This window comes from Candidatus Endomicrobiellum pyrsonymphae (assembly GCF_020328025.1).
Taxonomy (GTDB): domain Bacteria; phylum Elusimicrobiota; class Endomicrobiia; order Endomicrobiales; family Endomicrobiaceae; genus Endomicrobiellum; species Endomicrobiellum pyrsonymphae.
The window spans coordinates 20,235-43,117 of record NZ_JAIXMZ010000002.1 but is presented as its reverse complement, the minus strand read 5'-3'; the positions used below and the strand labels follow the sequence as shown (position 1 = coordinate 43,117).

Sequence of the window (22,883 nt, the reverse complement as noted above, 5' to 3'; positions counted from 1 at the left end):
ACTTCTATACAATGATAATTATAAAAAAGAAAAAATCTTAAAAAAAAAAGGAGTTAATAAATAAATGTATTTCTTCAAAAGAGTGCGTTTCAGTGGAATGTAGAAAACAATATGAAAGCGAAGTAAAAGACTTTATAAAAAATGAATTTGCTCAAAAAAGCAAGACAGCTTCTCAAGATGTAGTTGCAAGAATTATTGACGAAAATGGAACTGATTTGCTAAATATTGCAAATGAGATAGAAAAAGTATCGTTGTTTGTTGGGGAAAATAAAAAAAATATTACGCAGGAAGATTTAGAAAAAATTAGCGGATATACAAAAGAAGCAAATATATATTCTTTGTCTTCCGACATTGAAGCTAAAGATTTAAAAAAAGCGATGTTTGTTTTAGAAAAACTTTTAAACGAAGGTGAGGAAACTGTTATGATTCTTTCAGCAATTTCTTCAGCAGTAAGAAAAATGCTTAATGCAAAAAGCATGATTGAAGAGCAAAATATGTCCGCCTCTGAGGTTGCTTCATCGCTAAGAATACATAGTTTTTTTGCAAGAGCGTTTTTTACAAATCTTCAAAAACATAAAACAAAAACATTGAAAGAAAGTTTAAAAACAATATTAAATGCAGATATGGCAATCAAAACCGGAAGTGGTGACGCGATATCAGCTTTAGAAAAAGCTGTACTATTTATTTGCAAGACAAACGCATGAAAAATATATAAGAAGTTTGATCGAAACACCATGGTACGGAGTTAAATAAAAGAGTCTGATGGCTCCAAATGAAAGGTTCAAATAAAACCAGCAGGAAGATTTGTTTTGACGTTTGTTTTGTGTTGCGCTTTTGTTGGAGTTAGTAATGCGGGACAGAGAGTGGGCTGCAGGGACGCTGAAGTAGTGTGTCGCGAAGCTAGCAGGATCGATATAGAAGCTTACGAACTAGGTGCTCCCCTGGGGACGTTCATAGTTCTTCATTATTCTTCCTCTCTAGAAAAACAAGAGGGAGTTAAGAATACCAATAATCTAGGCGCAGGAACGCGAGAAAATTTGCGCCAAAGAAGAACCAGCAAAATAACTAACATTTGGTAAAGGGGGACATTCTGTGGTGGTTCGTCCTTTTTTGAGCCAACACAATGCGTCTCTACTAGAGCTAGTTAACTATCTCATTTTAGTCGTTTGAAGCGAAATCACCTATAAAGTCTATAAGATTCTTCGCAAGTTCTAAAATTGCCTAAAAAATGTGAAGGGAATGCGCTCAGCGGCAAGAATTTTTGGCGCTTTTGTTTTGTCTGACAAAAGTACGAAGAAAACTTGACATAAATTAATCTTAGTGCTACAATCTTAGCACTTCAGCAATATGAGTGCTAAGATTGATTGATTGCTGAATAACTTTTAAGAGGTAAAATGCGCCATATTGCATTGGAAGTTTTAAAAGAAAGAAAAGTTAAAATATTGAGCGCTGTCATACATCACTACATTAAAACAGGCAAGCCTGTAGGCTCGAATGTTCTGATAGAAGAGTGTGATATTTCTCTTTCCCCGGCTGCTGTTAGAAACTTAATGGCAGAACTTGAAGAAGAAGGGTACCTTACGCACCCGCACACTTCTGCAGGTAGAATACCCACGGACAAAGGTTATCGATATTATGTGGATAATCTTGTAAAGTTGCAGGGCTTCGCTGTAGAAGAAGAAGAAAGAATAAGAAAAGAGTATGAACAAAAACATAATGAGATAGAAGGATTGCTTTCCGAAACCTCTCGTATTTTGTCGGGTCTTTCTCGATACACAGGTTTTGTTATGACCCCTAAAACACAGTACGATGAGATAAGAAATATTGAACTTATGCAAATTGCTAAAGAAGAACTTTTAATCGTATTGCTGACCGAAAGCGGTATGATAAAACATAAGCGAATAGAAGCTTTTCTTACTCAAGGTCAGCTTAGTAGGCTAAAAAATTTTTTAAATGAAAAATTAAGAGGCGTGTCAGTTGCTCAGGCAAATAAAAGAATTGTTTCAGAAATAAGAGATTTTAGGCAAAATGAAAATGAAATTTTGAAAACAGTGAAAAAAATAAGTGACGTATTCTACAATATGCGAGATGATATTTATATAGACGGTACGTCTAATGTAGTCGCAATTCCGGATTTTAATGACTTTGAACCTCTGAAATCGCTTATAAGATTTAATGAAGATAAAGAAAAATTTATAGAGATAATAAATAAAGATTTTGACGATAACGGTGTAAATGTAAAAATAGGTTCAGAAAATACTTTGGCGGAACTTAAAGATTTAAGTATGGTAACGACGGTTTATAAAAACGGTGAACGTGTCGTTGGAGTTTTGGGTATTATAGGACCAAAACGTATGGAATATCAGAAGATGATGCTGCTTGTAAGCCGCGTTTCTGAAATATTAAACAAATTTTTTAAGGATAAAGAGTGATAAGGAGGAGCAATTTGAAAAACGAAAAGCGTGAAGTTGAAAATGAGCGGGAACAGAAGTCTCAAGAATGTGATAGTTGTGATTGTGATATCGCGAGAGACGAAAAAATATCTGAGCTTGAAATTTTGAAACAGTCTATCGAAGATCAAAAAAAATTAGCTCAAGATTATTACGACCAGCTTGTAAGACTTAAAGCTGATTTTGAAAATTACAGAAGACGATCCGAAAAAGAAAAGAAAGACTGTTTGGATTGGGGAAAAGAAAAAATTCTTGTAAAACAAATTAGTATTGACGATGTGTTGCAACAGGCTTTAGAGAGCGCGAAAGCAGGGAATAATATAGAGAGCATAATAGTTGGTCTTGAAATGATAAGCAAAGAATTTTCAAAGATGTTAAAAGAAGAAGGGGTTGAAGAGATACAGTGCGAAAAATTTGATCCTAATATGTGCGAAGCTTTAGACTACTCTGAAAGCGAAGAGGAAGATGGTAAAGTTTTGGAGATTTATCAAAAGGGGTATAAAATGAATGGCAAATTGATAAGAGTTGCAAAAGTTAAGGTATCAAAGAATAGTAAAGACAAGGTTGGAACTGAAATTAAAAATAATTAACACAGGAGGAAGTATATGGCAAAAATTATTGGTATCGATTTAGGGACATCAAATTCCGCAGCAGCCATTATGGAAGGCGGAAAAACCACTCTTATTCCTTCAGCTGAAGGCACAACGCTGGGAGGCAAAGCATTCCCTTCTTATGTTGCATTTACAAAGGATGGTCAGCTTTTAGTCGGCGAGCCTGCAAGGAGACAGGCAGTAACAAATCCGGAAGGTACAATAAGCGCTTTCAAAAGAAAGATGGGGACAGATTATAAATATAATATAAACGGTAAAGAGTTTACTCCACAGCAGCTTTCGGCTTTTATTCTTCAAAAGATTAAAAGAGACGCAGAAGCCTATTTGGGAGAAACGATAACAAAAGCTGTTATTACAGTTCCTGCGTATTTTAATGATAATCAGAGACAAGCTACAAAAGACGCCGGCGCAATTGCAGGTCTTGAAGTCGTAAGACTTGTTAACGAGCCTACGGCGGCTTCTCTTGCTTACGGTATAGATAAAGTTGGTTCGGAACAGAAAATATTGGTTTTTGATCTTGGCGGCGGGACCCTTGATGTAACCATTATGGAGATGGGAGCGGAAGGCACATTTGAAGTTCTCTCAACTTCCGGAGATACGCAACTTGGCGGAACCGATATGGACAATGCTCTAATCGATTATATAGCTGATGAATTTAAAAAGACAAACGGTATAGACTTACGCAAAGATAAAATGGCTGTTCAGCGTCTAAAAGAAGCTGCTGAAAAAGCAAAGATTGAACTTTCAAACGTTTTGGAAACCGACATAAATCTCCCGTTTATCACGGCAGATGCATCAGGTCCTAAACATTTGACTATGAAATTTACAAGAGCGACTCTTGAAAACCTTGTAAGATCCATCGTTGAAAGATGTAAAACATCAATAGATCAGGCTATAAGCGACGCGAAACTTACGGCTGAGACAGTTACAAAAATCATTTTGGTCGGCGGACCTACAAGAATGCCTATCGTTCAGAAATTTGTTGAAGATCATGTAAGCAAGAAAGTAGAACGCGGAATAGATCCTATGGAATGCGTATGTTTTGGAGCGGCGGTTCAGGCGGCGGTATTAACCGGAGATGTTAAAGACATTCTTCTTTTGGATGTTACTCCGCTTACTCTCGGACTTGAAACTATGGGTGGCGTAAGGACCGCTTTAATAGACAGAAATACTACAGTTCCCGCTAAGCGTTCTCAAATATTTTCAACAGCGGCAGACAATCAACCCAGTGTTGAAATAAATGTTCTTCAAGGCGAGAGACCTATGGCAAAAGATAATTTGTCGCTAGGCAGATTTATGCTTGACGGAATACCGCCTGCGCCGAGAGGAATGCCCCAAATTGAAGTTACTTTTGATATAGACGCAAATGGCATTTTACATGTTTCAGCAAAAGATAAAGGGACAGGCAAAGAACAGTCAATTAAAATATCATCGTCAACAAAACTTTCAAAAGACGATATAAATAAATATGTGAAAGAAGCGGAGCAGTATGCTTCTGAAGACTCGAAGCGCAAAGAGGAAATTGAAGTAAAAAATGAAGCCGACAATCTCGTTTACTCGGTTGAAAAGAGTTTAAAAGAACATGGCGATAAAGTTTCTTCAGATGAGAGACTTGCAATAGAACGGGCTTTGACCGCGACAAAAGATGCTCTAAAAGGCAACGATGTTGGGGCGATTAAATCAACAAAAGAGGCATTGACAACAGCTTCTCACAAGCTTGCCGAGGCAGTATATAAAGCTTCTCAGGCGCAAGGCGCGGCTCAGGGCACACAACAGGGACAATCTCAGGGAGATGCTCAGCAGGCGGCTAATAATGGAGACAAAGTTGTTGACGCGGAAGTTGTTGATGATAAGAATAAATAAAAGTTGTTCTTGCTAGGAATAGAATGACGAAGCAATCCAAAAAAGGATATGTTTACATACTTTTCAACAAAAGAAGCTGGATTGCTTCGTCGCTTCGCTTCTCGCAATGACTAGGTAGCGTTAAACTTGTGGCAGTGTCTGTAGCCTTGTCAGCGCTGTCTTTGCTAGGAATAGAATGACGAAGCAATCTAGAAGTGGAAGGATTTGTATGAATGTGTTTTATAGAGGGTGAGGATTGTAAGGCTGGATTGCTTCGTCGCTTCGCTTCTCGCAATGACTAGGTAGCGTTGTTAAACTTGTGGCGATGTCTGTAGCGTTGTCAGCGCTGTCTTTGCGAGGAATTGCTCGAAGCGTTGCGTCGCTGATGGGAAAAATAAGAAACATATACTTGGGATTTTGAAAGACGTAGTCTCGAAAAGAATGTTAACGGTTAGAGAGATGTCAGCGTGAGGTGTAGAATACAAGAGTGATAATTTTAAAATATAAAAGTATAAGTCAGTAATTGTATTGTGTGGGGAACAAAACAAAATGAAACGCGATTATTATGAAGTGCTTGGTGTTGCTAAAACTGCCACGACCGATGAAATTAAGTCGGCTTACAGAAAGCTGGCTTTAAAATATCATCCTGACAAAAATCCTGGCAACAAAGAAGCGGAAGAAAAATTCAAGGAAATAAACGAAGCTTATGAAGTATTGTCTGACGCGCAGAAGAAGCAGCAATATGATACTTTTGGACATGATGCCGCAGGCGGTATGGGAGGTGGGCAGGGCGGTTACACGCAATATAGCAGTGGCGATTTTTCAAATATGGGAGATATTTTTGAAAATATATTTGGAGATGTTTTTGGCGGTAGTCAGCGGAGTGGACGCAAAAGCGGCAGATCTTCGCAGAGACGTGGCGAGGATTTGCGTTATGATATAGAGATTTCTTATCTTGAAGCAATGAAAGGCGCTGAAATTTCTATCGATATACCCAAAAAAGAGACATGTTCTACTTGTCATGGTACAGGTAGTAAAGACGGTTCTGCGCCGAAACAATGCCCACAGTGTAAAGGTAAAGGTCAAGTGAGATATTCCCAAGGGTTTTTCTCGGTTAGTCAGGAATGTCCACAGTGTAAAGGCACGGGAGTTGTTATAAGCAATCCATGCCCTGAATGTAGAGGTGAAGGAACTGTAAAGAAGAGGAAAACTATTAAAGTAAGAGTTCCTGCCGGAGTTGACGAGGGAACTTCTTTAAAAGTTACTGGTTCAGGTAATGCGGGTGCCAACGGCGCTTCATCAGGTGATCTGTATGTTGTAGTTCATATGAAACAGACTACTGGGTTCAAAAGAAGCGGTGATGATTTATATACCGAAATTCCAATTTCTTTTTCACAAGCCACAATAGGAATGGAATACGATGTTCCCGTTATAGAAGGTTGTGTAAAAGTAAGAGTTCCTGCCGGAACTCAACCCGGAACAACTTTGAGAGTACGTGAACAAGGTTTTCCTGTGTTGGGTAGAAAAAACAGAGGAGATCTTTACGTTAAAATAAATATTTCAGTTCCTAAGTCTATGAGTGACGAACAAAAGCGCGCTCTGTTTGAATATGCAAAGGCTATGGGTGAAATTCCAAAAGACGCTAAATATCAAAGCGACAATTTCTTTAAGAAAATCTTCGGATAAGTAAAGTTTATCATTGTTGATTATATATCCTCAATAAAGTACAATACCTCTTAGAGATTTATATATAGTCAAATCGCTTTAAGTTGCGCTGTTAAGTTTTAATGCCACTGATGCAACTTAAAGCGATTTGACTATAGTAGTAATTGCATTTTAAGATACGGAAAAGAATTTATGGAAAAGAACGAAACGAATACAGAAACAATTTTTGAGAATTTTATCAGCAAATATGCCGATTCCGTCGCTCTTGGGGCAACACAATACGACTGGATTTATGAACGGCAAGCCAGTAAAAACTACAAAATTAAAAAAATGTTGGTTTGCGCTTCTAAAAAAGATGGTAGTGGTAAAGGTTATCCTGATTTTATAATTCAATCTCGCAAAAATTCCGATTTTATCATTGTCGTAGAATGTAAGGCTGATATTAAAAAACATGAAAGCAAAACAGGTGACCGATATGCCGATTATGCCATTGATGGAGTAAAGTTATATAGTTCATTTCTAGCCAAAGGCTTTGACGTCTTGTCCATTGCCGTAAGTGGCGAAAATCTAAAAGAACTAAAAGCGTCTTATTTTCTACAACTAAAAGGCGAGCAGATTGCGACTACAGTCTTCGATAATAAACTTTTACCTTTAAACGACTTGTATGATGGTTACATCAAGAGTCCTGCAAAGTTTCGCCAAGATTATCAAACTTTGCTTGTATTCTCCAAGACACTTAACGATAAATTACATGAAAATAAAATCGGCGAAGATGAACGAGCATTTTTAATTGGTTGCGTTCTTATTGCCCTTGAAGATGATAATTTTTCCAAAACCTACGCAACCTATGCTAATGCCAAACAACTTGCCGACTATCTTGTAATCACTGTGAGAAATGCCTTTGAAAATGATAAAATAAGCGGCAGAAAGTTGGAGGTGCTGGATGCTCGTTTTTCTCTTATAAAGACCAACGCTACACTTTCCAAAAATTTGGAGGTGTTAAAAGAACTGATAACTGATATTAAGGACAATATCCAAAATTTTATCAAAACGCACGAATATTTTGATGTTTTAGGGCAACTTTATATTGAATTTTTGCGGTATGCTAACGCTGATAAAGGTTTGGGAATTGTCTTAACGCCGCCGCATATTACAGAGTTTATGGCAGAAGTTGCAGAAGTCAATAAGGATAGTGTTGTTTATGACAATTGTACTGGTACTGGTGGATTTTTGGTTTCTGCGATGAGTATTATGATAAAAGATGCCAAGGGCGACAAAGAAAAAGAGAAGTCTATAAAATCTAGCCAAATTATTGGAGTAGAAGAGCAAGCCAAAATTTTCGTTCTAGCTTGTACTAACATGTTTATTCACCAAGATGGCAAAAGCAATATTTATTATGACAGTTGTTTTGACCAAAATGTTACAGCCGATGTAAAAACTAAAAATCCCACGGTTGGTTTGCTGAATCCGCCTTACAAAAGCAACAAAAAATCAGATAAAGATGAATACGAGTTTATTTTAGCTAACTTGGACTGCTTACAACAAGGCGGTCGCTGTGTAGCAATCGCACCGATGTCAGAAGTATTGGCAACAAGCGGTAAAATCTACGAATTTAAAAAACAAGTTCTAAAATTACATACTTTGGAAGCCGTCTTTTCTATGCCTGACGAACTTTTCTTCAATTCCAAAGTAGGCGTCGTTTCTTGTATTATGGTATTTACGGCTAAACGGGCGCATCCAACAAATAAAGAAGTGTATTTTGGCTATTATAAAGATGATGGTTTTGTAAAGAGAAAAACAAAAGGTCGTATTGATTTATTTGGTAAATTTGAAAATGAAATTAAAAATCAATGGATTGCTAACTATCGTAATCGCAAAAGTGTTCAGGGTCTTTCGGTTCTTAAAAATGTAACCGCTGATGATGAGTGGTGTGCCGAAGCATATATGGAAACGGATTATTCCAATTTAACCATTGATGATTTTGCTGAAACAATTAAACAATTTGCGTTATTCAAGTTAGGATTAAACAAAGATGAAAAATAAAGTAGATACAACGACTTGGCAAAACTTTAATATCTCTGATTTATTTGATATTAAAGGTAGCAAAACAACATCATTATTGGAATTGCAAGAATATGGCGTTGGAGGTTTCCCGTTTATAACTACACAAGCCGCCAACAATGGTACAGAAGGATTTTACAATTTTTCAACTGAAAAAGGTGGTGTTTTAACTGTTGATAGCGCGGTTTTGGGCTATTGTTCTTATCAAGATACAGATTTTTCAGCCAGTGATCATGTTGAAGTTTTAACGCCAAAATTTGAAATGACAAAAAATATAGCAATGTTTCTTGTCGCAATTATGAATAAAGAACAATATCGCTATAGCTATGGTCGCAAAGCTAGCCAAGAGCGCTTAAAATCTTGCTCAATAAAGTTGCCAGCTAAAAATGGCAAGCCAGATTGGGATTTTATGGAACAATTTATTGACACACACACACATAATTATAACTTCGCTACAAAACCGGTTAAAAACTTACCAACACCAGAGTTAAAAACCGCTGATTGGCAATTTTATAAATTAGACGATTTATTTGATGTGAAATATGGCGTTAATTGTGAACTTGTTAATTTGGAAGAAACAACAAAAGACGAAAAAAATAGTATAAGACTAGTTTCTCGCACGGACACTAATAACGGTATATCCGCTTTTGTAAAAATGGAGGAAAAAGCGCCAAACCCAGCGAATACAATCTCTGTTGCTAGTAGCGGTTCGGTTTTAGCAACTTTTTCGCAGACTGAGGAGTATTATAGCGGGCGAGATATTTATTATTTACAACCAAAGACAAAAGTAAATAATGCGATTTTATTATTCCTTATAACTCTTATTCGTAAAGAAAAATATCGCTATAACTATGGTCGACAAGCCAATCGCACGCTTAAATCTCTAAAAATAAAACTCCCAACGAGGGACAATAAACCAGATTGGGATTTTATAAAGAATTTTATGGAAACATTACCGTTTAGTTCGCAAATTTGATATGCGTGTGATTTTTGGTTAAGGTTGTATATAAATCCCAAATTTTTAACACAAGGAAGTTTGTAAAAAAGCCAAAAACTTTCAACAATACAAAGTTTGATTATATGTTGCGATGACATAGAAAATGATTTACAAGGGTTTAATTGAAAAATACAAAAAAAATTTACCAATTAGCGATGCTACTTCGCTCATATCTCTTTATGAGAGAAATACCTCTCTGATGCCTGCAAGAAATTTGTCAGAAAAACTCGAATTTAACGGTGAAATACATTTTAAATTTGAAGGAATGAATCCTACAGGTTCTTTTAAAGACAGAGAAATGATAACAGCTGTTTCAAAAATTGTTGAATCAGGAAGTCTAAGATGATGGGTTTTCGAATAGTAGGCTCAGCGCCTATAGTTGATGGGCATCCTATTTGCAATTTCTGAAACAATAGCGACTGCTATAAGAATAGGGAATCCTGCTTCGTGGGAAACTGCTGAAGAAGCAAGAGATGCGTCAGGTGGCGTTATTGATAAAGTAACGGATGCAGAGCTTGAAGCATATAAACTCGCGACTGCCACAGAAGGTGTTTTCTGCGAGCCTGCTTCGGCTTCTTCAATAAAGGTTATTTTAAGAATACAAATCCCTTAAAAGTTATTTGCATACTTGCAGGACATGGTTTAAAGTATCCGGATACTGTAGTTGCAAGCGCTGTTAGACATGGAAAAGTTAAAGCAAACATTAATGATATTGTCAGTGTGATAGGAGTCTAACCCTGTGAGAATAGAACTTGTTTGTACCGGTAGCGAGCTACTTGCCGGTAAAATTAATATTGATGCCGCGTACGTAGGTTCAAAACTTGCCACCATAGGTCTTGACTTGTCGTCCGTTGTAGATGTCGGAGATAAAAAACAAGATTTATTGCAGGAATTTAAAAGAGCTTTTGAAAGAAGCGATATTATTATTACGACCGGCGGGCTTGGTCCCACATTTGACGATATAACTGTTGAAACAGCTGCGGAGTGTTTGAATCTTGAAACATATTCAGATGAAAAAGTTTTAAAATCAATAAAAGAATATTTTGCAAAACGTGCAATAACTGCAATGCCTAAGATAAATGAAAGACAAGCGAGTATTATCAAAGGAGCGAAGGTTTTAGAGAATCGTTTTGGCACGGCTCCCGGACAAATGTTGCATTTTGAATTTAAATACGGAGATAGAAGACTTCGCAAAACTTTATTTTTACTTCCAGGTCCTCCAAGCGAAATGAAGCCGATGTTTGAAGAAAATGTCGAACCGTTTTTAAAGAGCTATTCTGTTGGCATAAGAAAAAATACAACTTTACGAGTTTTTGGAATTTCGGAATCTGCCGTTGTAGAAAAGATAAAGCCTGTTATGGAAGAAGCTCAGCTTGGCTATGGGCAATCTGTGGAATTTGGTATTCTTGCAAATGATTCCATTGTTGATGTAAAATTTTCTGTTTCAGGAAAAGACGAGCTTTTTGTTGATGAAACCGCGAGCAAACTAAAATTTGAAATTAATAATGTTTTAGAAGATAATATTTTTGGTTGCGATAATGATACGCTTGCTTCTGTTGTCGGTCGTCTTTTACTTGAAAAAAACAAAACGGTTTCTTTCGCAGAATCCTGCACAGGCGGTAAGGTAGCGGCTGCGATTACAGATGTTGCAGGGAGTTCATTATATTTCAAAAATTCTGTTGTTGCATACTCAAATGAGTCAAAAATAAAACTGCTTGGTGTAAAAGAAGAAACTTTAATAAAATTTGGCGCTGTAAGTGGAGAAACAGCCAAAGAAATGGCTGAAGGTATTTTGAAACTTTCAGGCTGCGATTACGCTTTATCAATTACAGGAATTGCGGGACCCGGCGGCGCAACAAAAGAAAAACCGGTAGGACTTATATATGTAGGTTTTGCCGATAAAAAGAAAACGGAAAGTTTTAAGTTTAATTTTAACGGTTTAAGAGAAAGTATTAGAGAAAGAACCGTTAATACAGTTTTAGATTTGTTAAGAAGAAAGTTGATCGCTCAATTTATTAAAAAAGAAGCTAAAGTTTTACGATATAGAAAAAACAGGATACTTTTATGAGCAGTTTTGACGATATAACCCCATCAAATACAGAACCTATAGAATATGTAGAAGAATTTTTAGCTAACAAACTATCTCCCAAGCAAAAAGAAGTATCAGCCTTTTTAAAAAAAATCAATTCTGATGCTTATGATTTGTATAGAGCAGGAATCTATCATTTTATTAACAAAGATCTTCCTTCTAGAAATTTGATACTAGCTTGTTGTTTTTTTGAGCTAACAAATGTTTTTATTGAAAGAGACGAAGAAGAGTATAAAAAACAATTTAGGACCGCTTTAGAAAGTATGGAATTTGGCAAGCAAGGGGAAAATAGAGATAAAGTTATAGGTGATATTATTAAGAATGGAAAAGTATGGAGGGAAATAGAAAAACTGGAAAATCAGAGGTATAGATTACAATGTTTTGCAAAGCAATTTCGTCCAAAAATAAAAGAATATGAATTAAAACCAATGATTGATAACGTGAAAAAAGCTATAAGTGATTTTCATGAGTTCAGACATTGGAATAAAACAAAATCTAGTACAGTTGATTATAATAACAGCATAGGCTATATTGAGGAATTTATTCTTGCTTTGAAAAACCCGCCGGATGTAGAACAAAAAGAGATTTTAGATGACATCTTGCCAAAAATCAATGAAAGCTCTTGTCAAGAACCAACAGAAGAAGAAATAAAAAGTGTTACAGACAATTTAAAAGGCAATCCTACGCTTAAAGAAAAAAACTTGCTGTATTTCTCCCGAGCTACTGGTGAAAATGAAAATGATATTACAACTTGGGATGCACTGCTATATCTTATTAAAGCTACTCCCGAAAAACCGGATGAAGTTCTTGATATAATTGAGCCATTTTTAGCAGACTTAAGTAAAAATAATAATATTAACATACGGATTTTACTTCAAGTCTTTGAAATTGGCATGGCTATGGCGAAAAATAAAAAAGAAAATTTGCGCAAAATATCCGATGCTTTTTTATCATGGTTAAAACGAAAGGATTCTGTTGTTGATGACTCGTTTCGGTTTGACCGTAAGGTTGTTTTAAAGTTACTGCAAACATTGACAGGATATAAGTATGAGGAAAATGCTCTTAATATATTTTCAGAGTTGTTAAGGTTGCGTATTGAAGTTAAGGAAAATGACTTTTCATTTGATGGTTTTGATGGTAAAGATTTTATTATAGTTACTAAATTTGGCGCTAATGATAGTATAGCAGAACATTATTATAAAGAAATTCTAAATAATGGCAGTGAAATTTTTAAGAACGATCCCAAAGAATTATTTAGGAGATATTTCAATTTAATAAAAAATTTATTGACGGATAGTGCGTTAATGGATAAAGAAAATACTACTAGTTCCTCATACAGAATAAATTATCAAAGGCGTGCTATTGAAGATCATCAACAAAATAATTACAGTAAAGATGAACCGTTTAATATAATATTATCTGCTCTTCGCGATGCTTCTTCAGAAATTTTGTTAAAGACCAATGAGAAAGATAATAGTGGTTTTATATTTAGCGCTTTGGAAGAAATGAAATCCCCAATATTTATCCGTTTAATTTTGCATTTGTTAAGATTATTCCCTAGCGCCGATAAAAAACTAGTTGAATCATATCTTACTGAGAAAATTTATTTTGATAACTATGAAATACATCATGAATATTACTTGCTGATGCAGCAAGAATTTAAAAATTTACCTGACGAAAAACAAAATATAATTTTTAATTTTATTGATAACGGTCCGAAAGGTGATTACTATCAAACCAGTGATGAACATTGGACATCTGAGCAAAAGATACGCGCTTGGAAACTTAAAAAATTAGAGCCTATCAGAAATGACTTGCCGGAAAATATGAAAGAAAAATACAAAGATATATTAATTCAAAATGGCAAAGAACAACACTACGGGGAGCATCCTGATTTCTTGGACTATTATGAATTCTCATGGGGAACAGTTTCTCCTATAGAAGATAGCGTAATGAAGAATATGCCTATTGACGAAATAGTTAAATATTTGCAAGATTGGAGACCTTCTGACAAGCAATCTCTGAGGGGACCTACCGTTAGAGGATTAGCGCAATCATTAGAAAAAGATGTCAAACAAAATCCGCAAAAATACCTCGACAATAATAATTTATTGAGATTTAGAGAAATAACAGAGCCTGTATATATTGGTTATTTATTTAGCGCTTTATCAGATGTTGATAAATCTGTGCCTCAATGGGAAAACATCATAGAGCTTGGATTGTGGGCGTTGAAACAGCAGTTGCCGAAAGATAGAAAAAGAGATTTTTTTGAAGGATACATCGATTGGAATGATACGTATATAGACATGCTCAGATTATTTAAACGAATATACGATAAAGAACTGCAACTTAAAGATGAAACAGCGCAAAAACTTTTTGGTATTATAAGTGATTTGGTATTTGTTCCCGACGAGTATTTGTCGTCAAGAGAAACAAGGGATGACGACGATTATTATGGCAACGCAGTAAATAGTTTACATGGCGTTGCAGTGCAGTCGTTAGTAGAGTACTCGCTATGGCAGAAGAAGTGGCAAAAAAAAGATATTGAGTATGAGTATATTACTGAAATTTTGAATAAATTGTTGAATACAAGTAAATATATGGAAACGTGGGCTGTGTTGGGACGATTTTTGCCTTGGATAGACATGATGTTTCATGATTGGACAGAAAAAAATATAGATAAGATACTGCCTGAAAATGATAGAAGTAAATTTGATGCCGCATGGATAACGTACATCAAATATGTTGATATATTTGGCAATATGTTTGTACTGCTAGAATCTAAATTTGAATATGTACTGCAGAATAAGCCATACAAACAAGAAGTAAGAAATACCGGCGAGCATATTGCCGTATATTACGCGACAGAAAAAATTAATTTAGACGGTGAGATTATAAAATTATTGTTTGATAAACCCGAAAACGCTTTGGAAAAACTTTCGTTTATTAACTTTATTGGAAACTCTTTGAAAGGTAGTAAAGTTCCTGAAGAAATTATTGATAGATTTAAATCATTGTGGGATTGGTTGATAAAAAAAGAAAAAACAAAATTAGGAGCTGCCGATGCTGAAACGCTAAAAGAATCTAAATTGTGGGATTGGTTGGAAACCAAATTAGGTGACGTTAACGACGAAACGCTAGAACAGTTTCAATCGTGGTATAGCTGTAAGCGCTTTGAAAGAGAATGGGCTATCGAGCAGATTCATAATTTAATTGTAAATCATAAAATTTGTATGGATATGGCTCTGATTAAAGAAGTCCTGTTAGAAGATTTACCCAACTACACAAGGGAAGTATTTGAGATTGTAAAAACTTTAAGCATGAATAACGAATATTTTGATTTTGAAACCCAAATAATAATAATAACAGAAGTGGTGAAGTATATTAAGAACAGTCCAAATGATAGCGCGCTAAAAAAAGAAAAAGATGATTTTATAAACAAATTTTCAGAGAGGTTGCATGATGGTCCCGTATGGATTGATAAATTACAAAAATATTTGGAATGATTTTGTTTCCAAGAGAATTTGTTATAATACTGATAAGAAAACAGCTTGAAAACCTACAAATATTTGCAAAACAGTCCAGAAAATGAAATGATTGCAGTGTGCAATATTCTCTTACAGTGTGCTGCTTCGGTGCGGTTGATAAGTGGTTAATAAAGTAGGAAAAGGTTTGTAAATGCTAAAAGAATTTTCATGTGGCGCTGTGATTTATAAGACGGAAAACAACAATCCCGTATTTTTGCTTGTCCTATCGAAAATAAGCGAAAAATGGGGTTTCCAAAAGGGCATGTTGAAAATGGCGAGACTGAAATAGCAACTGTAAGGAGAGAGATTTTTAGAAGAAGCAGGAATTAAAAATCTTAAATTTATTAATAATTTCAGACATGGAAACGTTTATATAATGAAAGGCGTGGCGATTGAAAAGCATAATATATATTTCCTTGCGATTGCTTTTGAAGAGCCGTCAAGTTTTGATAAAATGAAATATCTAGAATGGGATGGACAGACATAAGTCGTGCAGAAAAAACGCTTTATTTTAGCAGTTAGAGAGAAATTCTAAAATTAGCGTATAAATTAATTATTGGAGGATAGTATGAGTAACCCGCTTTTAAAAGATAGTGTTTTTCAGTCGCCTGTAAATAGTAATGAAGTTATGACGATGTCAGGAGTAATAAATAAAAGTATAATTTTGTGGGTACTGCTTGCGACAAGCGCATTTTATTCGTGGACGCACCCTAATGTAATAACGCCTTTGGTGATGCCTATATTGCTTGGCGGTTTTGTTTTGGCAATGATTTCAATATTTAAACAAGCAGCGTCCCCCTTTTTATCGCCGATTTACGCTATATGCGAAGGTTTAGCGCTTGGAGCAATATCTTTATATTTTGAAAAAGCGCATACGGGGATCGTAGTAAATGCGATTCTTTTAACAGTTTGCGTTTTGTTTTGTATGTTAGCTGCTTACAAAACCGGAATACTTAAAGCAACGCCGAGATTTCAAAGAGTTGTGATATTTTCAACATTAGCGATAGCCCTTGTGTATATAGTGAATTTATTGTTAAATCTTTTCGGAGCAGGAAGTTTTCCGTATCTGCACAATTCCTCAGGACTAGGTATTGTTATTAACCTTGCGATAGTTATTGTTGCATCTTTAAAGCTTATTATTGATTTTGATTTAATTGAGCAGGGCGTACAGTATGGCGCTCCTAAATATATGGAATGGTATAGCGCGTTTTCTCTTATGATAACACTTGTATGGCTTTATATTGAAGTATTAAGACTTTTGTCAAAGTTGAGAGATTAATTGCGTGTTAGAAAAAGCAGTTTTTTTTAGAGGCGCCTCGAAAGCAGATTCTTTGCCACAAAGCGTCGTTGAAATTGTTCTTTCAGGAAGATCGAACGTAGGCAAAAGTAGTGTTATAAATGCCTTGTGTTCGCAGAAGAATCTTGCAAGAACGTCAAAAACCCCGGGAAGAACAAGAAGCATAAACGTTTATAGCGTTGCAATGAGAAAATGGATAATAGATTTGCCTGGCTATGGATTTGCCAGGGTAAGTCGTCAGGAAAAAGATCTTTGGAACAAGATGATAGAAGAGTGTATTATCCAAAGAAAAAGCAAGAAAGTAATTTATATCATTGTTGACGCGTTCGTAGGCCCTACAGAATTAGATTTTGATATGGCTCATTGGCTTAGCGATTATAGCGTTCCGTTTAAAATTGTTGCAAATAAATGCGATAAAATGCCTAAAGGCATTACTGAGGATGAAATACAAATCAAAGCTGCAGAATGTTTTGGAATAGATAAAGTAAATGTTTTTGCTGTCAGCGCAAAAAAAGATAATGGATTTGGTAAGCTAAGAATAGACATTGTAAAATTTCTCAGTTGTAAGGGTTAAATGCCCTAAATAAAAAAGGAAGATGTAAATGAAAAAAATGTTTCTAGCGTTGTTTGCAGTTGCTTTCTTTGTGAGATAAGGTTGCTGCTCCTCAGGACAACTCCATAAATGGTTTGGGAATCGATATTGGAACATGCGCTTCTTTCAAAAACAGTCCATTTTAACTTTGTGACGCCAGTTGCGGTGACAGATAGTCTTCAAGAAAGTTGACTAACGTGAAATAAATTTGTAAAATTCTCGGTGTGTTCGGTTGGAGGAGTTTATTGCTGGTGACTATCGTATATCAAAAATATGCGACGGCGCCTTTGGGAAGAAAACGATTTATCGATGCTGTTGTTGGAGAAGCAATCGTCAGGGAAGTAGCTAAGAGAGAAAGAATTGAAAAACGGGTCGAATATAAAAAGCAGTAAGTGATTTTAATGAGGAACAAGATAAGCGGTTTAGCGATTATAAGAATGATTTGCTCATAGAAACGTGCGATTGAAGAGGTTCATGAAAAGATAAAGTCCGCAGACGAAGATATTCAAAAGTATTGTGACGGTAATAAAGATTCGTTTGAGAATCCTGTGACTTTATATGGTAAGACATATTCTCGTCTCGGACATATAGATCGCTCAAAATGCTTATGAAAGACTCCGAAGAGGCGAATCTTTTGAAAGAGTAGCCAAAGAAGTTTCTCAAGGTACAGGTTCTGTCGCAAACATGGGGCTTATCAAATTACTTAGAGGAGGTGCTTTAGTACCGGAATTTGGAAACATGGTTGTAAGTCTTAAAGATAATGAAATGTCAAGCGTTGTTGAATCTCCGTATGGATATCACAGTAATGCTTAAAATTTCAGAGCAGAAACTTCCTACAATATCTTTTGACGAAGCAAAGGAAAGAATCAAAAGAACTTTGAAAAAGGATAGATTTGACGCATGGCTTACTCGAAAATGACGGAAACTTGGAGTTGAAGTTAACTATGACATTGCAGTACCTATTTCTGTGGATGAAAGTCAAAATAAGATTACGTCGCTTTAAATCTAAAAAGGGGCATACAACATGAAAAAATTTGTTGCAGGATTGATGTTGGTAGTATTTGTAGCAGTGTGTGTTTCGGCAACGTCGCAAGCAGTTGATAAACCTGTCGTTGATAAGGCAGCATCGCAAGCTGCTAGTAAAGTCGTTGTTGATAAAACCTTGGTCGTAGTAAACAGCAAAACTATTTTGGAATCGGAGTTTAACAGTGCTTTAGAACAATGGAAGCAAATCATACCAGCTTCGAACCAAACAGCCCAAAGAGAAACCGAGTTAAAGGAGATTGTTTTAAATAGTCTGATTGGAAGTGTTCTCTTGGAGCAAGAAATAAGCAAACAGAAAATAAAAGTTTCAAAGAAAGAACTTCAAGATGCAGTTAACGGAGAGAAGAAGAGATTTGGAAACGATTCAGCGTTTGCGGCCAAGTTGAAAGAAGAAAACATGACAATGGCTGATTTTGAAGAGGCGCTTAGCAAAAATATTGCGATGATTAAACTTAAAAAACAATTTGTAGATCATAAAATTAAAAAGCCTTCTGAAACCGAAGCGAAAGATCTTTATGATAAGGTTGTTATGAAGATGAAAGGTACAAAAGTGAGTCTTTCCCCTGAAGAAGATGCCCTTGTGAGTGATATTGCCGAAAGTATAAAAAGAGCGACTGCAGAGCGGGGAAGATTGAGACAAATTTTTGTCAACTGTCGTAAGGGTGCTGATGAAACTACGGTAAAAGCAGCTCAGTCAAAAATTGCGACGATAAAAAAAGAACTCCAAAAACAGGCTTTTGCAGATATAGCAACTCAATACTCTGAAGATCCGGTTTCTAAAACAAGAAATGGCGATTTAGGAATTGTTGTAAAAGGAGATCTCGCTCCATCTATAAACGAGATTGTTTTTTCAATGAAAGTCGGCGATTATACAAAAGACCCTATAAGGACAGATGACGGATATTATTTTATAAAAGTAGAAGAAAAACGCGCTAAGCAAGATATGACTTTTGCCGATGTTAAAAACTTTATATCCACAGTTTTACATACAGCTAACGAGAGAGAAGCGTTCGCAGATTACATCAATGCTTTAAAATCAAAAGCAAGTATTAAGATAAATAAGACTTGGTAATATAAAAAGTCATGGCAAAGCCCCGTATAGCGATTACTTTGGGGGATCCTGCTGGTATAGGTAGCGAAATAGTTTTCAGGGCTGTAGATTCTTTGACTGTAAAAAGAATTTGCAGCCCTGTCGTTTTTGGCGATAAGCAAAGTTTAAAGCAAATTTTACCTAAGTCGTTTAAAGGCAACCTCCCTTTTGAGTTTGTGGAGTGCTCCAATGTCGGTGATTTTATAAAACTAGGCGTTCCTTCAAAAATATCAGGCATAATTGCTGTGTCCGCCATTGAGAAAGCAGTAAAATACTGCTTATTTAAAAATACTCTTGCGCTTGTTACAGCGCCCGTATCAAAAGAATCGTTCAAAATGGCAAATGTAAAGTATCAGGGACACACAGAACTGCTTGCAACACTCACAAAAAGTGAAAATATAGCAATGCTTATGACTTGCGGTAAAATACACAGTGTTATGATAACAAGACATATTCCCATTTCCAGAATATCTAAAGAATTAAAAACGAAAGACATTGTTGACACTGTAAAATTAAGCGTAAATTTTATAAGAAAATTTGGTAAAAAAGACATAACGGTCGCCTTATGTGGATTAAATCCTCATGCGGGCGACAATTCAATCTTGGGTAAAGAAGAACATGAAATCATATTGCCTGCATATAAAATACTAAAAAAAGCCGGCATCAATATAACAGAACCTCTTCCGGCAGATTCCGCGTGGCTCAAAACAAAAAATGGGAAATTCGATTTGATATGTGCAATGTATCACGATCAGATAATGATAGCCTTAAAATGTATTAACTCTTCAAAAATAGTAAACGTAACGGCAGGACTTCCTTTTGTAAGAACGTCTCCGGGTCACGGAACAGCATTTGATATTGCCGGCAAAAATAAAGCAGACGCCAACGCAATGATAGAAGCAATTTTATATGCTGTACAATATAGCCAACTAACTTTATATTGATACAATTACGCTACTTAAATTTTCGAGGAAATTTTAGCCGTTTTATGAGAGTTGAACATATTGACCAAATAAAACAGGCAAAATTTACCAAAAAGGACGTAGTCCGCCGTATGGTTAGCCCAAAAATAGCGTACGTACTGTGTCGTTGGACTTCCTAGCAAGAGGAATGCGCTATTGCTTTGTCAGTTCGCCTCGCATTGCATCTATTTTTGAGCTAACGTAATGCAAATGCGCCGATATAAAGTTAGTTGACTACACATAAAAAATGGAAAATGAATAGTGGAAATAGTAAACTTTGAAGAGAAATTTTTAGATGATATAATTAAAATTGAAAAGAAATCTTTCATAAACCCTTGGACTAAAGACATGTTTTTAAGTTCTGCAAAAAACAGCGCTGTGAAATTTAGGATTTTAATTAAAAATAAGACAGTAGTTGGGTACTATGTAATTAGTTCTGTCGCAGACGAAACAGAGATCCTTGATATAGCCGTCAACCCTGATTTTAGAAAACAATCTTTAGGTAAAAGCCTGCTCGAAGATATAAAAAAGGAAGCTGCAGGCAAAATTTTTCTTGAAGTACGCAAAAGCAACGTTGCAGCGTTAAATTTGTATAAACTTTTCAATTTTGAAGAGATAGCCATTAGAAAAAGATATTATAAAAATGAAGATGCTTTAATACTACGATTGGTTAAGGAAATTATCTAAGTGAACAGAAAATTATCGGTTTTGATTTTAAGTTGTATATTATTTTTGAGCAAAAATTTGTTAGCGGCAAACTATGAAGCTTATAAAATTTTTCTCCAAGGCGCTTTTGATTTAAAAGCAGGGCGTATAAATGCCGGAATAAAAAATTATGAAAAAGTCATATCTTTGGATGAAAACGCTCTCATGGTGTACAAAGATTTGATACATCTGTACTGGCAATCAGGCAACTACGATAGAGTTTTTCAATTAGCTGGCAAAGTAAAAGCAAACAATTTTGACGCTAATAATCCTCAAACAACAAATTTTTTAGCTACGTTTTATAAGCCCGATATTGCCGAAAAACTATTGGCTGAGCATATTGGTCAAGATGCTATCACATACAATCATTTAGGAGATACTTACGTTGCGCTTGAAAAGAACAAAGAAGCATGGTCAGCGTATTCATTGTCATACAATTTCAAACAAGATAAAAATGTTAAAAAGAAATTAAATATTGTACAGTCAAAAATACCGCAGGAAGATTTATATAAACAGATGCTTTTAAGAAGCGAGAGTAATTACGACAAAACATTGTCTTTTAAAACAGGATATAAAGCAAAATTAAGCTCAAACCTTTTCAGTAGAAAATTTTACATTCTGTTTACGTATGCTAAAGGCAAAAACATTAGAATAGATTTTCCAGCAACGTTTGTCATTGGAGGAATGTCTCTCACTATAACAAACGGCGTTGCGTCAATATTGCCAAAAGCAGCCGAAGAAGAAATTCCACGAGAATTATCATATATTGTTGCGCAATTATGTAAGATATTTAGCGGTAATTTTTATAAACAATTTTCAGACGCAAAAGTAACGAGAAACGGGAAACATCTTACGTATTCTACAGACAACGCAGAACTAACATTAAATATGGATACTGCATTAATAGAACAATTCTCACAAAACAATATAGTTGTTAAGATTGTAAAACATGAAAATCTTTTTATCTCAAAGATTCCGGCAAAAATTAAATTTGTTTCTTCAGACTTAAACATAAATGGAACATTAGAAGTAACAAAAATTACGCTAATAACGGATACAACAGAACAATGAAAATAAACCTTAAAGCTCCGGCAAAAATCAATCTTTTTCTTGAAATTAAACATAAAAGACAGGATGGATACCATAATCTAGAAAGCATTATGCAAACAGTAAGCTTATACGACGAACTTTCTTTTGAACTTACAAACAGAGATATTTCTCTTGAATGCAACAATAAAAACCTTGCCTGCGATGAAACAAATGTTGTTTATAAAACTATAACAGCGGTAAAAACTCGCTTTAATATAGACAGTGGTGTGAAAATATACTTAAAAAAAGGAATTCCCATGGAAGCCGGTCTTGGCGGAGGCTCTTCCGATGCCGCAGCAACGCTTGAAGCTTTGGTTAAATTGTGGAATATAAAAATCGCAAAAAGCGAATTAGAGCAAATTGCAGCAACGCTTGGCGCAGACGTTCCTTTTTTTCTTACAGGAGGAACTGCCTTGTGCGAAGGTATAGGCGAAATAGTTACGCCGTTAAAAAAAATCGACAATCTAAATGTAGTTCTTGTAAACCCGGGTTTTGGTATTCCCACTGCAGGAGTATATAAAAAAATCAAGTTTCCTTTGACAAACCAAGTGAGAATTCATACAATCAAATCCCTGATTTGCGACGGTTCCTTTAATACGCAAAATGCTTTTAACAGTTGTTTTAACAGGCTTGAAGAGTTTGTTTTTCCAGATTATCCTGAAATAATAAAAATTAAGAGCGTTTTAAACAAATTAGGTTGCGTAAGTCTTATGTCCGGCTCAGGGGGAACAGTTTTTGGAATTTTTGATTCCAATACTAAAATTGAAGCAGTAAAATTCTGTTTAAATAAGTGTAATTGGGAAACATGGTTTGTTTCTACGACGGACATCTCTTTTAAACCGCAACTTTCAGATATATAAAT

General features: G+C 35.5%; 20 protein-coding genes. All 20 read left to right on the top strand.

Annotated features, from left to right (window positions below):
• Positions 1-56 precede the first annotated feature (56 nt).
• The 20 genes from holA (at position 57) to ispE (ending at position 22,881) form a co-directional block, all read left to right on the top strand.
• Positions 57-704 carry a DNA polymerase III subunit delta gene (gene holA / locus LE180_RS00560; RefSeq protein ID WP_374133550.1) on the top strand — a complete coding sequence of 216 codons (648 nt, stop codon included), beginning with the start codon at positions 57-59 and terminating at the stop codon, positions 702-704.
• A gap of 690 nt (positions 705-1,394) precedes the next feature.
• Positions 1,395-2,432, top strand: a complete 1,038-nt coding sequence (gene hrcA, locus LE180_RS00555) for a heat-inducible transcriptional repressor HrcA (protein WP_374133548.1) — start codon at positions 1,395-1,397, stop codon at positions 2,430-2,432.
• A 14-nt stretch (positions 2,433-2,446) separates the two neighbouring features.
• Positions 2,447-3,040, top strand: a complete 594-nt coding sequence (locus LE180_RS00550) for a nucleotide exchange factor GrpE (RefSeq protein ID WP_374133547.1) — start codon at positions 2,447-2,449, stop codon at positions 3,038-3,040.
• A gap of 15 nt (positions 3,041-3,055) precedes the next feature.
• Positions 3,056-4,924, top strand: a complete 1,869-nt coding sequence (dnaK, locus tag LE180_RS00545) for a molecular chaperone DnaK (RefSeq protein WP_374133546.1) — start codon at positions 3,056-3,058, stop codon at positions 4,922-4,924.
• A gap of 528 nt (positions 4,925-5,452) precedes the next feature.
• Positions 5,453-6,589 (top strand): molecular chaperone DnaJ, encoded by a 1,137-nt coding sequence (dnaJ, locus tag LE180_RS00540; RefSeq protein WP_374133545.1) that lies wholly within the window; start codon positions 5,453-5,455, stop codon positions 6,587-6,589.
• A gap of 171 nt (positions 6,590-6,760) precedes the next feature.
• Positions 6,761-8,611 carry a class I SAM-dependent DNA methyltransferase gene (locus LE180_RS00535; RefSeq protein WP_374133544.1) on the top strand — a complete coding sequence of 617 codons (1,851 nt, stop codon included), beginning with the start codon at positions 6,761-6,763 and terminating at the stop codon, positions 8,609-8,611.
• Positions 8,601-9,605, top strand: coding sequence for a restriction endonuclease subunit S (locus LE180_RS00530; RefSeq protein WP_374133543.1), 1,005 nt, complete (start codon positions 8,601-8,603; stop codon positions 9,603-9,605). The genes LE180_RS00535 and LE180_RS00530 overlap by 11 nt, the downstream gene beginning before the upstream one ends.
• Before the next feature lie 124 nt (positions 9,606-9,729).
• On the top strand, positions 9,730-9,972 hold the full coding sequence (locus LE180_RS00525; protein ID WP_374133542.1) for a pyridoxal-phosphate dependent enzyme: 243 nt from the start codon (positions 9,730-9,732) through the stop codon (positions 9,970-9,972).
• Positions 9,973-10,008: 36 nt separating this feature from the next.
• Positions 10,009-10,239, top strand: a complete 231-nt coding sequence (locus LE180_RS00520) for a hypothetical protein (RefSeq protein WP_374133541.1) — start codon at positions 10,009-10,011, stop codon at positions 10,237-10,239.
• 126 nt (positions 10,240-10,365) lie between these two features.
• Entirely contained in the window at positions 10,366-11,694 is a 1,329-nt protein-coding gene (locus LE180_RS00515; RefSeq protein WP_374133540.1) for a competence/damage-inducible protein A, read from the top strand.
• Positions 11,691-15,221, top strand: coding sequence for a hypothetical protein (locus tag LE180_RS00510; protein WP_374133539.1), 3,531 nt, complete (start codon positions 11,691-11,693; stop codon positions 15,219-15,221). Before LE180_RS00515 ends, LE180_RS00510 begins: the two co-directional genes overlap by 4 nt.
• A gap of 589 nt (positions 15,222-15,810) precedes the next feature.
• Positions 15,811-16,521: a Bax inhibitor-1/YccA family protein gene (locus tag LE180_RS00505; protein ID WP_374133538.1), complete on the top strand. Its 711-nt coding sequence runs from the start codon at positions 15,811-15,813 to the stop codon at positions 16,519-16,521.
• Between the two features lie 4 nt (positions 16,522-16,525).
• Positions 16,526-17,113, top strand: a complete 588-nt coding sequence (gene yihA, locus LE180_RS00500) for a ribosome biogenesis GTP-binding protein YihA/YsxC (protein ID WP_374133537.1) — start codon at positions 16,526-16,528, stop codon at positions 17,111-17,113.
• A 269-nt stretch (positions 17,114-17,382) separates the two neighbouring features.
• The gene (locus tag LE180_RS00495) at positions 17,383-17,523 is read left to right on the top strand and encodes a hypothetical protein (RefSeq protein WP_374133536.1); all 141 of its coding nucleotides are present in this window, start codon (positions 17,383-17,385) and stop codon (positions 17,521-17,523) included.
• A gap of 199 nt (positions 17,524-17,722) precedes the next feature.
• Positions 17,723-17,944 (top strand): peptidylprolyl isomerase, encoded by a 222-nt coding sequence (locus tag LE180_RS00490; protein WP_374133549.1) that lies wholly within the window; start codon positions 17,723-17,725, stop codon positions 17,942-17,944.
• A gap of 211 nt (positions 17,945-18,155) precedes the next feature.
• Positions 18,156-19,247, top strand: a complete 1,092-nt coding sequence (locus tag LE180_RS00485) for a peptidylprolyl isomerase (protein ID WP_374133535.1) — start codon at positions 18,156-18,158, stop codon at positions 19,245-19,247.
• A gap of 11 nt (positions 19,248-19,258) precedes the next feature.
• The gene (pdxA, locus tag LE180_RS00480) at positions 19,259-20,209 is read left to right on the top strand and encodes a 4-hydroxythreonine-4-phosphate dehydrogenase PdxA (RefSeq protein ID WP_374133534.1); all 951 of its coding nucleotides are present in this window, start codon (positions 19,259-19,261) and stop codon (positions 20,207-20,209) included.
• Positions 20,210-20,488: 279 nt separating this feature from the next.
• Positions 20,489-20,914, top strand: coding sequence for a ribosomal protein S18-alanine N-acetyltransferase (rimI, locus tag LE180_RS00475; RefSeq protein ID WP_374133533.1), 426 nt, complete (start codon positions 20,489-20,491; stop codon positions 20,912-20,914).
• Positions 20,915-22,003 carry a tetratricopeptide repeat protein gene (locus LE180_RS00470; RefSeq protein ID WP_374133532.1) on the top strand — a complete coding sequence of 363 codons (1,089 nt, stop codon included), beginning with the start codon at positions 20,915-20,917 and terminating at the stop codon, positions 22,001-22,003.
• Positions 22,000-22,881, top strand: coding sequence for a 4-(cytidine 5'-diphospho)-2-C-methyl-D-erythritol kinase (gene ispE / locus LE180_RS00465; protein ID WP_374133531.1), 882 nt, complete (start codon positions 22,000-22,002; stop codon positions 22,879-22,881). The genes LE180_RS00470 and ispE overlap by 4 nt, the downstream gene beginning before the upstream one ends.
• Positions 22,882-22,883: the final 2 nt, after the last annotated feature.

Excerpts from the sequence above, each read along its gene's own strand:
- dnaK (WP_374133546.1), top strand. The coding sequence starts at position 3,056 with ATGGCAAAAATTATTGGTATCGATTTAGGGACATCAAATTCCGCAGCA.
- LE180_RS00505 (WP_374133538.1), top strand. The coding sequence starts at position 15,811 with ATGAGTAACCCGCTTTTAAAAGATAGTGTTTTTCAGTCGCCTGTAAAT.
- hrcA (WP_374133548.1), top strand. The coding sequence starts at position 1,395 with ATGCGCCATATTGCATTGGAAGTTTTAAAAGAAAGAAAAGTTAAAATA.
- LE180_RS00530 (WP_374133543.1), top strand. The coding sequence starts at position 8,601 with ATGAAAAATAAAGTAGATACAACGACTTGGCAAAACTTTAATATCTCT.
- LE180_RS00485 (WP_374133535.1), top strand. The coding sequence starts at position 18,156 with ATGAAAAAATTTGTTGCAGGATTGATGTTGGTAGTATTTGTAGCAGTG.
- LE180_RS00520 (WP_374133541.1), top strand. The coding sequence starts at position 10,009 with ATGGGCATCCTATTTGCAATTTCTGAAACAATAGCGACTGCTATAAGA.
- LE180_RS00510 (WP_374133539.1), top strand. The coding sequence starts at position 11,691 with ATGAGCAGTTTTGACGATATAACCCCATCAAATACAGAACCTATAGAA.
- pdxA (WP_374133534.1), top strand. The coding sequence starts at position 19,259 with ATGGCAAAGCCCCGTATAGCGATTACTTTGGGGGATCCTGCTGGTATA.
- ispE (WP_374133531.1), top strand. The coding sequence starts at position 22,000 with ATGAAAATAAACCTTAAAGCTCCGGCAAAAATCAATCTTTTTCTTGAA.
- LE180_RS00535 (WP_374133544.1), top strand. The coding sequence starts at position 6,761 with ATGGAAAAGAACGAAACGAATACAGAAACAATTTTTGAGAATTTTATC.
- dnaJ (WP_374133545.1), top strand. The coding sequence starts at position 5,453 with ATGAAACGCGATTATTATGAAGTGCTTGGTGTTGCTAAAACTGCCACG.
- LE180_RS00525 (WP_374133542.1), top strand. The coding sequence starts at position 9,730 with ATGATTTACAAGGGTTTAATTGAAAAATACAAAAAAAATTTACCAATT.